Source organism: Bizionia hallyeonensis (assembly GCF_042657385.1).
In the GTDB taxonomy this organism is placed as follows: Bacteria; Bacteroidota; Bacteroidia; order Flavobacteriales; family Flavobacteriaceae; genus Algorimicrobium; species Algorimicrobium hallyeonense.
This window is the reverse complement of record NZ_JBHSLA010000003.1, coordinates 404366-416142: the sequence shown is the minus strand read 5'-3', so window position 1 is coordinate 416142 and position 11777 is coordinate 404366. Positions and strand designations below refer to the sequence as shown.

At 35.1% G+C, this 11777-nt stretch carries 8 protein-coding genes; 7 read left to right on the top strand and 1 reads right to left on the bottom strand.

Annotated features, from left to right (window positions below; all coding sequences use genetic code 11):
* Nucleotides 1-95: 95 nt before the first annotated feature.
* The 3 genes from ACFPH8_RS10055 to ACFPH8_RS10045 are packed head-to-tail and all read left to right on the top strand — an operon-like array spanning nt 96 to nt 1630.
* The gene (locus tag ACFPH8_RS10055) at nt 96-638 is read left to right on the top strand and encodes an RNA polymerase sigma factor (RefSeq protein WP_248400466.1); all 543 of its coding nucleotides are present in this window, start codon (nt 96-98) and stop codon (nt 636-638) included.
* Between the two features lie 31 nt (nt 639-669).
* Entirely contained in the window at nt 670-1164 is a 495-nt protein-coding gene (locus ACFPH8_RS10050; RefSeq protein ID WP_376860607.1) for a hypothetical protein, read from the top strand.
* A 16-nt stretch (nt 1165-1180) separates the two neighbouring features.
* Nucleotides 1181-1630, top strand: coding sequence for a sensor of ECF-type sigma factor (locus ACFPH8_RS10045; protein WP_376860605.1), 450 nt, complete (start codon nt 1181-1183; stop codon nt 1628-1630).
* A 32-nt stretch (nt 1631-1662) separates the two neighbouring features.
* Here the strand turns inward: ACFPH8_RS10045 and ACFPH8_RS10040 are convergent, their stop codons facing one another.
* Nucleotides 1663-2715, bottom strand: a complete 1053-nt coding sequence (locus ACFPH8_RS10040) for a WD40/YVTN/BNR-like repeat-containing protein (protein ID WP_376860603.1) — start codon at nt 2713-2715, stop codon at nt 1663-1665.
* A gap of 158 nt (nt 2716-2873) precedes the next feature.
* Between ACFPH8_RS10040 and ACFPH8_RS10035 the strand changes: the two genes are divergently transcribed.
* The 4 genes from ACFPH8_RS10035 (at nt 2874) to ACFPH8_RS10020 (ending at nt 11684) form a co-directional block, all read left to right on the top strand.
* Entirely contained in the window at nt 2874-4085 is a 1212-nt protein-coding gene (locus ACFPH8_RS10035) for an RsmB/NOP family class I SAM-dependent RNA methyltransferase (protein ID WP_376860601.1), read from the top strand.
* Nucleotides 4086-4097: 12 nt separating this feature from the next.
* Nucleotides 4098-5939 carry an endonuclease gene (locus ACFPH8_RS10030; RefSeq protein WP_376860599.1) on the top strand — a complete coding sequence of 614 codons (1842 nt, stop codon included), beginning with the start codon at nt 4098-4100 and terminating at the stop codon, nt 5937-5939.
* A 165-nt stretch (nt 5940-6104) separates the two neighbouring features.
* Nucleotides 6105-9794 carry a phosphoribosylformylglycinamidine synthase gene (gene purL / locus ACFPH8_RS10025; RefSeq protein WP_376860597.1) on the top strand — a complete coding sequence of 1230 codons (3690 nt, stop codon included), beginning with the start codon at nt 6105-6107 and terminating at the stop codon, nt 9792-9794.
* A gap of 120 nt (nt 9795-9914) precedes the next feature.
* Nucleotides 9915-11684 carry an AMP-dependent synthetase/ligase gene (locus ACFPH8_RS10020; RefSeq protein WP_376860595.1) on the top strand — a complete coding sequence of 590 codons (1770 nt, stop codon included), beginning with the start codon at nt 9915-9917 and terminating at the stop codon, nt 11682-11684.
* Nucleotides 11685-11777 lie beyond the last annotated feature (93 nt).

Here is an 11777-nt window from a genome sequence, read left to right as displayed (position 1 = left end):
GTTCCAATCCTTCGGTTCGCGGAAGATGATCGTTTTTTTTACAAAGTCTCATTAAACTTTTTTACCTTCTGCTAGTCTAAAGTAAAAATCGATTTGTGAATTCCGAAACCCAATTAGTAGCCGATTTAAAGTCTGAAAGCAAACGTCATGTCGCTTTCAACGATTTGGTAACGCAATACAAAGAGCGACTATATTGGCATATTCGTCATTTTGTTAAATCGCACGACGATACAGATGATGTTCTGCAGAATACCTTCATAAAAATTTATCGAAATATTGATAACTTTAAAGGTGACAGCAAATTATTTTCTTGGATGTACCGGATTGCAACTAATGAAGCCTTAACATTTATAAATAAGCGCGCTAAAGAGATGCAAATTACCAATGAGGAAGTTCAGGATTTAGCAATAGCAAATTTACAAGCTGATGTGTATTTTGAAGGAGATGATATTCAACTAAAATTACAGCGAGCTATTGCTAGGTTACCCGAAAAGCAACAACTCGTTTTTAATATGAAGTACTTTCAAGATTTAAAATACAAAGACATGTCTGAAATTTTAGAAACTAGTGAAGGCGCTTTAAAAGCATCATATCACATTGCGGTTAAAAAAGTAGAGGACTACTTACTGAACGATTAAACCTTTTTAAGAAATTTGAGTCTAAACAGTAATGAAAAACAGTAAATTACATACTATAAAAAAAACAGGTTTTAAAACACCAAATAACTACTTCAAGAATTTTGAGGAAACACTTTTAAGTGAAATAGCTCTTAAGGAACAAAGTAAGGCATCGGGTTTTAAGGTACCAGAAAATTATTTTGAAACGTTCCAAGTGCCAAAACTTGATATAGTTTCAGAAGAAAAAACGGAAACAAAGGTTATTTCGCTCTTCTCTAAAAAAACCTGGCTCTACGCTGCTAGTATTGCTGCTATTGCCATTTTAGTGATAAGTTTGCCAGATTTTAATAAACCGGTTAGTTTTTCATCATTAGATAACGAAAGTATTGAAGATTATATCCTTTCAAATGATTATGAATCATCAACCTTAAACAACCTTATTATTGATCCTTCAGCTTTTGAAGATGCTATTTACACAGACGCTTTAAGCGATGTGTCATTAGAAAGTTATTTGTATAACAATTCAGAATTAGAAGACCTTGAATAAGACTAAAACATACAAAATGAAACAGACAATTTTAATATTAGCAACTGTATTGTATAGCACAGTTGGCTTTTCACAAAATCGTGATGCCCATCATGAAAAAATTAAAACCTTAAAAGTAGCTTATATCACAGAAAAATTAAATTTGACCCAAACCGAAGCACAGAAATTCTGGCCTATATATAATAAGTTTGAGGAAGATCACAATAAACTTCGCCACGACGTATCTGATAGGCGAAAAGATGTAGATATGGAAAATTTAACGGAAAGCAACGCCAAAAGTTTAATTAAGGAAATGGAATTGCTTTACGAGAAAAGATATCAGTCTTATCAGAAATACATGAAAGACTTACAAACCGTTTTACCGGCTAAAAAAGTTGTTTTACTAAAAAAAGTAGAAGATGATTTTAAACGTAAAATGTTTGAAGAATATAAAAACCGACACGGAAAGTCCAAAAACACGCCTTAATAAAAAAAGCAGCCAGTTGGCTGCTTTTTTTATTAGTTTCGTTTAAAAAGAAGTTTACTAACCCTGCCTTGTCCAGATGCATAAGCAACACTGTCATTTAAAAAACGAATGGAATAAAATCCTTCGTCTGACAGGTGTGTCCATGTTGTACCATTATCATTGGAATAATCCATGCCTTTAAATCCAATAGCTAGCAATTCTTTACCGTCACTATTTGGAATATACTGGACACAACTGCGATAACCAGGTTCTTTGTTTTCAGCAACTAATTCCCATGTTTTTCCGCCATCTATTGTTCTAATTTTATTCGCTGAATTATTGTCAGGCTTGGTGTAATCACCACCAATAGCAAAACCAATCATGTCATCGTAAAAATCAATAGAATACATACCTGTAGTCTCTAATCCTTGAATAACAGGTGTCTGAAAAACTTCCCATGTTTCACCTTTATCTCCAGAATATAATACCGTACTTACCTTCCCACCTGTTGCAACCCAGGCCTTTGACCCTTTTACCACAATGTTGGTATTACTCGCAGCAAATGCCGCAGAACCATTACTTGCATCTGGCAACTTATCACACGGAATTTTTTGCCATGTATTCCCACCATCTCTGGTAATAATAATACTTAAACAATTATCTGTAGCATCACCAATGGCAATACCTTCTTGTTTATTCCAAAATGCCATAGCATCATAAAACACCTTCTCATGAACCTCTTTATATACTAATTCCATAATTCCTGAATTAGATGTTTTAAACATTAATGCGGGATTTCCTACATTCAACATAAAAAAATCTTCAGAATTATTCCCTATTGCTCGAAACTCTAAATTTAATGAGTCATGAGTCTGTTCTGAAATTAACCATTTATTGGACTCCATATCACATAACCCATAGGTATTATTATTTGCGCCAAAGGCCAAGCTTTTAGAATCTAGTATCTGTAAAGCACGAATACTCAAGGTAGAATCTTCTAATATTGTTTCAATTTCAACGCTTGAAATAGGCAACGTATATTTTTTTGAATCATTCTTACAAGCCACAATTGTTAGTACTATTAAAACTAGAAACAAATTTTTCATGATGAGTTATTTTGTATAAAAATAGAAAAGCTAAACGAATATTTAGATAAACTTCTAAAGAAATAAACTTTGTGTACCTTTGCATGCTTTTAAATAACTAAAAAGTATTTTGGAAACGTTTTAGAAAACAGTTTCGGAATGCAATACATATATACAGAATGCGATTACACAGAAACTTATGTTTTGCCGTTATAGATGGTTTAACACTAATATTTAATGAAGGGAAATATGCTGATAAAGTCATACAGCAATTATTAAAACGCGATAAACGTTGGGGAAGTCGCGATCGTGGTTTTGTAGCAGAAACAACCTACGACATTGTAAGGTGGAAACGCTTATATTCTGAAATCGCAGAGGTAAAAGAACCGTATAGCCGTGAAGATTTATGGCGTGTTTTTGCCGTATGGGCAACTTTAAGAGGTATTAAATTACCCGATTGGAAATATTTTGAAAACACACCTTCACGTAAAATTAAAGGCCGTTTTGATGAATTGTCTAAAATTAGAAAATTTAAAGAATCTATTCCAGATTGGATGGATGAGTTAGGCGTTAAAGAATTAGGCGAAGCGGCGTGGACTAAAGAAATTGCTGCTTTAAATGAGCAAGCAGATGTTGTTTTGCGTGTTAATACACTTAAAACAACCAAGGAAAAACTACAAGCTGAATTATTCGATTTAGAGATTGACACAGAATTCATCAAAGACCACCCAAACGCCTTAAGATTAAAAGAACGTGCCAATGTGTTTACATCCGATGCCTTTAAAAACGGACATTTTGAGGTGCAAGATGCATCATCTCAACTAGTTGCGGAATTTTTAAATGTGGAGCCTGGAATGCGCGTGGTAGACACCTGCGCTGGCGCCGGAGGAAAAACATTGCATATAGCATCCTTAATGGAAAATAAAGGGCAAATTATTGCATTAGATATTTATGCCAATAAACTAAATGAACTAAAACGTCGTGCCAAACGAAATGGCGCTCACAATATTGAACCAAGACATATTGATTCCACGAAAGTCATTAAAAAACTATATGATAAAGCCGATCGTGTTTTAATTGATGCACCCTGTTCAGGTTTAGGCGTTTTACGAAGAAACCCCGATGCGAAATGGAAATTGGAACCCGCATTTTTAGATAAAATAAAAATCACTCAACAAGAAATTCTTCAACAGTACTCCCGAATTGTAAAGCCTGGTGGACAAATGGTTTATGCCACCTGCTCCATTTTACCTTCTGAAAATCAGAATCAAGTTAAAACATTTTTAGCTTCCGAAGCTGGAAAAGATTTTACATTTGTAAAAGAGAATAAAGTATTAGCTTCGAAAACTGGTTTCGATGGATTTTATATGGCCTTACTTCAAAAAAAATAAAAAATTAATAGCATGAAAAAACTTTACACCCTACTCGTTTTATTAATAAGCACCGTTGCTTTTGCACAGATTCCAACTAATTATTACAATTCAGCTACTGGCACAGGATACACGCTCAAAACCCAATTAAAACGCATAATTAACACTGCAGATGACGGTTTAACACCAGAGTATTACCATAATGACCAAGGCTACAATGCTATGGATGGTTTTATTTCTACTTATGAATTAGATAATTATTATGAAGTGGGAAGTAATACTATTTTAGACCCATATTCTGAAAACCCTAATGGCCCAGACCCATACACATTTACACCAGGAACTGACGAATGTGGCAGTTATAATAGTGAAGGTGACTGTTACAATAAAGAGCACGTAATTCCGCAATCTGTTTTTAATGAGCAAACGCCAATGCGCAGTGATGCACATGAGTTACTACCAACTGATGGCCGTGTTAATGGATTTAGAGGTAGTTTTCCGTTTGGAAGAGTGGATGATTCCAACTTAACAAACCAAAATGGTATTACAAATCCAACACAAAACGGCTCCAAATTAGGTGGAAATTTAAATAGTGGCTATTCTGCAGGATATTCAGGAACTGTTTTTGAACCAATTGATGAATTTAAAGGCGATATTGCTCGTATTCATTTCTATTTTGCAACCCGTTATGAAGATCAAGTTGCGGGTTGGGGAGGTTACGCCATGTTCAATGGGACATCTGATGTGGTTTTTGAAGAAACCTTCTTAAATATATTATTACAATGGCACGCTATGGATCCGGTTTCCCAAAAAGAAATTGATAGAAATAATAATATTTTCTATAACCACCAATCTAATAGAAACCCGTTTGTAGATCATCCTGAATATGTAAATGCTATCTGGAACCCAACGCCAGATACAGAAGCACCTTCCATGCCTACTAACTTAATTGCATCTAATCCAACCGATAATACTATTGATTTAAACTGGACCGCTGCAACTGATAATGTTGCCGTTACTTCTTACGATATTTATGTTGAAGGCATTAATTCCTTTAATACATCGGGCACTAATTTTACAGTTCCTGGTTTAACACCAGACACCTACTATTGCTTTACAATTAAAGCCAAAGATGCAGCAGGAAATGAATCAGGTTTTAGTAACCAAGCTTGCGAAACTACAACAGATAATGGTGTGGGTGTTAATTGCATGGCTGAAACGTTTGAGAGTATTCCTGCAAACGCTGGTAATTACCTTACCAGAATCTGGACAGGTGACAATGGTGGCGACTGGACGGCAACTGAAGCCAGAACAGATCAAACTATTACCAATAGAGCTATAACTATTAGAGACGGAAGCCTCACAGCTCCAACTACAACTGGAGGTATAGGTAGTTTTACCGTAACCACAAAACGTGTATTTGGAGGTACAAGTGGAACGTTCAATTTAAAAGTGAATAATACAATTGTAGGCACTATTCCTTATGGCGATCAAGATGTTGCACAAACTATTACTATTCCAAATATAAATATTGAAGGTTCTGTTTCAATTGTTATTGATGATAATAGTGGTCCTAGTAATAGGGTTGCTTTCGATGATTTATCTTGGACATGTTATACGAATTTAAGCACGGACGATTTTACGATTTCGAACATTAATATGTACCCTAACCCTGTAAAAAACAGTTTAAACATTAACTTAAATTACCCGAACCAAACGCAAATAGACATTTATAATGTACTTGGTAAAAAGGTAATCTCTAAAGTTATCTACAAATCGGACATAATTAATACCGAACAGTTAAGTAGTGGTATGTACATTGTGCAGATTAAACAAAATGAAACTTCAATAAGCAAAAAGCTCATTAAAAAATAATTTCAAAAAGCGACTTTAACAAGTCGCTTTTTTTATGGTTAATAACAGCGTGGATAACTCGGCATTTTCAATAATAGAAATAGTAATTATTACGTTGAAAAAAAGTAAATTTGCATTTTAAACAACCTGCCAGACGAATAGAAAGGCAACTATAACTCATACATAATGATTCATTTCTTCGGAAACCAAAACAGTAAAATATTTGCTGTTCAAGCAACAAAAGAATTATCAACCGAAACCATATCTAAATTAGTGTGGTTATTTGGCAACCAACCAAAAATAGAACAAGCATCTCTAGATGCTTTTTTTGTTGGACCTCGCGCTGCCATGATTACACCTTGGAGTACCAATGCTGTGGAAATCACGCAAAACATGGGTATTGAAGGTATTATCCGTATTGAAGAGTTTCAAGCAACTGATGAAGATTTCAAGGATTATGATCCTATGATTTCGGAAAAATACAACGGGTTACATCAAGATTCTTTCTCTATTGATATTAAGCCAGAAGCTATTTTAAATATTGATAATATTTCGGCTTACAACCAACAAGAAGGACTCGCTTTAAATGATGAAGAGATAGCATACCTAGAAGGCGTTTCAAAAAAAATAGGCAGACCATTAACCGATTCTGAAGTTTTTGGTTTTTCGCAAGTAAATTCGGAGCATTGTCGCCATAAAATCTTCAATGGCACTTTTGTAATTGATGGTGAAGAAAAACCAAGCTCACTTTTTAAATTAATAAAAGAAACATCTAAACAACATCCAAACTCCATTGTTTCAGCATATAAAGATAACGTGGCTTTTGTAAAAGGCCCACGAGTAGAACAGTTTGCACCTAAAACGGCTGAAAAACCTGATTTTTACCAAATAAAAGAATTTGATTCTGTTATTTCACTGAAAGCAGAAACACACAATTTCCCAACAACGGTTGAGCCTTTTAATGGAGCTGCAACAGGTTCAGGTGGTGAAATTCGCGATCGATTAGCAGGTGGAAAAGGCTCATTACCATTGGCTGGAACAGCTGTTTATATGACAGCCTATTCCCGATTGGAAGAAAAGAGATTTTGGGAAGAAAAAATGGAAGCACGTCCTTGGTTGTACCAAACACCAATGGATATTTTAATTAAAGCCTCTAATGGTGCTTCAGATTTTGGAAACAAATTTGGACAACCACTTATTTGTGGTTCTGTGCTAACATTTGAACACGAAGAAAACACAGCATCTAGTAATGCAAAAGCAAGGAAACTGGGCTATGATAAAGTTATCATGCAAGCTGGTGGCATTGGTTATGGCAAAGCAGATCAAGCAATAAAAGACACACCAAAAGAAGGCGACAAAATAGTTATTCTTGGTGGAGAAAACTACCGAATTGGCATGGGTGGCGCAGCCGTTTCATCAGCAGATACGGGAGAGTTTGCTTCAGGAATTGAATTAAATGCTGTTCAGCGTTCCAACCCAGAAATGCAAAAACGTGCTGCAAATGCAGTTCGTGGCATGGTGGAAAGTGATGAAAATTTTATTGTTTCTATTCACGATCATGGTGCTGGTGGTCACTTAAATTGTTTAAGTGAATTGGTTGAAGACACTGGAGGTAAAATTGATTTAGATAAATTACCTGTTGGAGATCCTACCCTTTCGGCTAAAGAAATTATTGGAAACGAGTCTCAAGAACGAATGGGATTAGTGATATCTGACAAACATATTGAAACCTTACAAAAAATTGCAGAACGTGAGCGTTCGCCAATGTACACGGTTGGCGATGTTACTGGTGATGACCGTTTTACGTTTGAATCTAAAACCACTGGCGAAAAACCTATGGATTTAGCCTTGGCAGATATGTTTGGAAGCTCTCCTAAAACCATCATGACAGATAATACGGTTGTCAGAAAATATAAGAATCCAAGATATAAATCGAAAAACGTACTCATCTATTTAGATCAAGTTTTACAGTTAGAAGCTGTGGCTTGTAAAGATTGGTTAACTAATAAAGTAGATCGTTGTGTTGGAGGAAAAGTAGCCAAGCAACAATGTGCTGGCCCCTTACAATTGCCCTTGAATAACTGTGGCGTTATGGCTTTGGATTATAAAGGAAAAGAAGGCATTGCAACATCTGTTGGTCATGCACCTATTTCAGGATTAATTTCACCAAAAGCTGGCAGTAGAAATGCCATTACAGAATCGCTTACCAATATTATTTGGGCGCCTTTAAAAGATGGATTAGAAAGTGTTTCATTGTCTGCCAACTGGATGTGGCCTTGTAAAAATGAAGGTGAAGATGCACGGCTATATGAAGCTGTTGAAGCGGTTTCAGAATTTGCCATCGATTTAGGAATTAATGTTCCCACTGGAAAAGACTCACTTTCCATGAAGCAAAAATATCCAAATGAAGACGTTATTTCCCCTGGAACGGTTATTATTTCAGCTGCTGGAAATTGTAATGATATTACCAAAGTTGTAGAGCCTGTTTTTCAAAAAAATGCGGGAAACATCTATTATATCAACATTTCTCAAGATGATTTTAAATTAGGTGGAAGTTCATTCAACCAAACCTTAAATGCCATTGGAAATGAAACGCCAGATGTAACAAATCCAGAATTTGTAAAAACCGTTTTTAATACCATTCAGGATTTAATTAAAGCTGACAAAATTGTTGCAGGACATGATGTGGCTTCAGGTGGTTTAATTACAACACTTTTAGAAATGTGTTTTGCAGATGTAAATTTAGGAGCCGAATTAAATCTAACGGACTTGGCTGAAACAGATTCTATCAAACTCTGTTTCTCTGAAAATACAGGAATTGTTTTTCAAGCAGCTGATGTTTCAATCGAACAGATATTAACAGACGCAAATATTGAATTCTTCAATATAGGAACCGTTCAAGAAAGTGATGTGTTAAGCATTATTAATGATGATGAAGTTTTCACATTAACCATTTCAAGACTACGTGATGTTTGGTATAAAACATCCTTCCTATTGGATCAAAAACAAACGGCAAACGGTTTGGCACAAGACAGATTTGATAATTATAAAAACCAACCATTATTATATATATTCCCTAAACATTTTATTGGGAAACTTCCTGCCATTCAGAACGCTAGTGAAGAATCTCGCCCAAAAGCCGCTATTCTACGAGAAAAAGGTTCAAACTCTGAACGCGAAATGGCTAACGCCATGTATTTAGCTGGATTTGATGTGAAGGATGTTCATATGACCGATTTAATTTCTGGTCGTGAAACACTTGAAGATATTCAATTTATTGGGGCTGTTGGTGGTTTTTCAAATTCAGATGTATTAGGTTCTGCTAAAGGTTGGGCAGGTGCTTTTAAATACAATGAAAAAGCCAACACAGCTTTAAAGAATTTCTTTAAACGTGAAGACACTCTTTCTGTTGGTATTTGCAATGGCGCACAACTTTGGATGGAACTCGAATTGGTTAATCCAGACCATGATACACATGGAAAATTAACGTATAATAATTCCAAAAAACACGAAAGTTCATTTACTTCTGTGGAAATCCAGAAGAACAATTCTGTTATGTTATCCAGTTTAGAAGGCTGCAAATTAGGTGTTTGGATATCTCATGGCGAAGGTAAATTTAGTCTACCTAACAAGGAGAAAGATTATAACATTGTTGCTAAATATGGCTACGAAGGTTATCCTGCAAATCCTAATGGTTCAGATTTTAATACGGCTATGATGTGTGATAAAACAGGAAGACATTTAGTAACCATGCCGCATATTGAGCGCTCAACATTCCAATGGAACTGGGCAAATTATCCAGAAGGCCGAAAAGATGAAGTGTCTCCTTGGCTAGAAGCATTTGAAAATGCTAAAAATTGGATTATGAATAAATAATTTAAAAGTATAATTAATTACTAATCAAGGAGCTTGGATATTTCAAGCTCCTTTTTTTCTGTAGTCATTTTAATATCAGTTTTTTTTCATAATTTGCAAGTCTTCAAACTTCATATAAACATGACTCAAATTACCAGGATTTTTGATTTTCCACAACATCAGTTGGAAACATACAATTTAGATAAGGCATTAACTTCCAAAAAAAATGGTAAATGGGAATCTATTTCCTCACAAGAATATGTGGATCAGTCAAATGCTATTAGTCGTGGGTTACTGCGTTTAGGCGTACAACCTAATGATAAAATTGCTATAATTTCAACTACAAACAGAACGGAATGGAATGTAATGGATATAGGTATTTTACAAATTGGCGCTCAAAATGTGCCTATTTATCCAACGATTTCCAAGGAAGATTATGAATATATTTTAAATCATTCTGGCGCCACCTATTGCTTTGTTTCGGATGGGGATATTTTAGAAAAATTAAATGACATTAAGAGTCAAACAAAATTAAAGGCGGTTTACACATTTGATGATGTGGTGAATGAAAATAGCTGGAATGACATTTTAGAATTAGGTATGGACACCAGCAATCAGTCTGAAGTTGATGCCCGTAAATTGGCTGTAAAAAGTGAAGATTTAGCAACTCTAATATACACATCGGGAACTACAGGAAGACCAAAAGGCGTTATGTTATCTCATAAAAATTTAGTCTCCAATGTATTGAATAGTGAAAAACGAGTACCGTTTGATTATGGTCATTCTAAATCATTGAGCTTCCTTCCTGTTTGTCACGTTTTTGAACGGATGATTTTGTACCTATACCAATATTGTGGTGTGGAAATTTATTTTGCCGAATCTATCGAGAAAATGAGTGATAACCTCAAAGAAATTAAACCAAATGTAATGACCGCTGTACCGCGTCTTTATGAAAAGGTTTTTGACAAAATTGTCGCTAAAGGTGGTGAATTATCAGGAATTAAAAAGGCACTTTTCTTTTGGGCTGTAGATTTAGGATTAAAATACGAACCTTATGGCGCTAATGGTTGGTGGTATGAAACCCAACTAAAATTAGCTAGAAAATTAATTTTTAGTAAATGGAAAGAAGGATTAGGAGGTCAATTGGATTTAATGGTATCCGGTAGCGCGGCATTGCAACCGCGATTAACACGTGTTTTTGCAGCAGCTGAAATGCCAATCATGGAAGGTTATGGCTTAACAGAAACCTCTCCCGTAATTTCCGTAAACGATATGAGAGACGGCGGTTTTCGCGTCGGAACCGTTGGTCGCGTTATTGATCAGGTCCATGTGAAAATTGCAGACGACGGTGAAATTTTAGTTAAAGGACCAAATGTGATGATGGGCTATTTTAAAGATCCTGAAAAAACAAAAGAAGTCATGACAGATGACTATTTCCACACGGGCGATATTGGCGAAATTGATCCAGATGGTTTCCTAAAAATTACAGATAGAAAAAAAGAAATGTTTAAAACGTCTGGTGGTAAATATGTAGCTCCAGCACTATTAGAAAATAAATTTAAACAATCACGGTTTATTGAGCAAATCATGGTTATTGGTGAAGGTGAAAAAATGCCAGCTGCTTTAATTCAAATTAATTATGAATTTGTTGAGGAATGGGCAAAACGACATAATTATCCGTTAAAATCCAGAGACGATATCCCTTCAAGTCAAATTTTACGCGATCGTATTCAAGAAGAAATAGATGAAGCCAACCAAAAGTTTGGCCATTGGGAACAAATTAAAAAGTTTGAAATAACACCCGATGCATGGACCATAGAAGGCGGACACTTAACGCCGACCATGAAAATGAAACGAAAGGTTATTAAAGAAATCTATAAAGACCTCATCGAAAAAATATACCGTCCTTAAATAACAAACTCCTAATTCTTTAGGAGTTTTTTTTGTCCAATAGCAATGTTAAAATTTTCCAATTTGTTATGCGTGCATAATAAATTTTTACTA

Excerpts from the sequence above, each read along its gene's own strand:
- ACFPH8_RS10030 (WP_376860599.1), top strand. The coding sequence starts at position 4,098 with ATGAAAAAACTTTACACCCTACTCGTTTTATTAATAAGCACCGTTGCT.
- ACFPH8_RS10050 (WP_376860607.1), top strand. The coding sequence starts at position 670 with ATGAAAAACAGTAAATTACATACTATAAAAAAAACAGGTTTTAAAACA.
- ACFPH8_RS10035 (WP_376860601.1), top strand. The coding sequence starts at position 2,874 with ATGCGATTACACAGAAACTTATGTTTTGCCGTTATAGATGGTTTAACA.
- purL (WP_376860597.1), top strand. The coding sequence starts at position 6,105 with ATGATTCATTTCTTCGGAAACCAAAACAGTAAAATATTTGCTGTTCAA.
- ACFPH8_RS10040 (WP_376860603.1), bottom strand. The coding sequence starts at position 2,715 with ATGAAAAATTTGTTTCTAGTTTTAATAGTACTAACAATTGTGGCTTGT.
- ACFPH8_RS10045 (WP_376860605.1), top strand. The coding sequence starts at position 1,181 with ATGAAACAGACAATTTTAATATTAGCAACTGTATTGTATAGCACAGTT.
- ACFPH8_RS10020 (WP_376860595.1), top strand. The coding sequence starts at position 9,915 with ATGACTCAAATTACCAGGATTTTTGATTTTCCACAACATCAGTTGGAA.